1 protein-coding gene is annotated in these 544 nt (G+C 44.5%); it reads right to left on the bottom strand.

The window, feature by feature from the left end:
• A partial coding sequence (locus tag I8U17_RS18190; RefSeq protein WP_198060015.1) for a hypothetical protein occupies positions 1–474 on the bottom strand: 474 nt, incomplete at its 3' end.
• Positions 475–544: the final 70 nt, after the last annotated feature.

Genomic DNA, 544 nt, shown 5'->3' with positions numbered 1-544 from the left:
ATGGGTCTCTTTACTTATGACGAGATAATGGATTTGATGATGAAAATAAAAAGGATGAATAGCATAAATTTCCCGAAACTGGGGAACGTTGCTCGGTTCTTCATTCTGCTGCGAAATTTTCATCAAGATTTGAGCCGGGTTCATCTGCTGCTCCGTTGCGTTGGCTGACCGGACCAAAACAGTTCCCTTTTGACTTATGAGACGCAGTTTGGTTCCGCTCGCTTCTGCCTTTTCATCCAATATAAAGCGGATCTGCCTGGGTGGAGCCTGTTGGATCAGCGGTGTTATTTTCTTCAGTTCCATTTCCAATTCGTCTCTGCTTGGGTAATAGTAGCGTTTTTCCTGGTTGATATAAGCAAATGGTTCGACGGCAATGGCTGCCGCCAACATGCTGATGAGAATGTAGAGGATAAATTGTGCACGAAGACTTGCGGCTATTTTATGATAAATTTTCTCAAAAAAACGTCGGATCATCACGTCCACCTTTATTCATTGATTATGCCAGAGGGGTTGCACCCGGTAACCGACTCCCCATACGGTCTGA

Origin of the sequence: Thermoactinomyces sp. CICC 10521 (assembly GCF_016055135.1) — a bacterium.
Lineage (GTDB): Bacteria > Bacillota > Bacilli > Thermoactinomycetales > Thermoactinomycetaceae > Thermoactinomyces_A > Thermoactinomyces_A daqus.
This window is presented reverse-complemented; position numbering and strand designations above follow the sequence as displayed.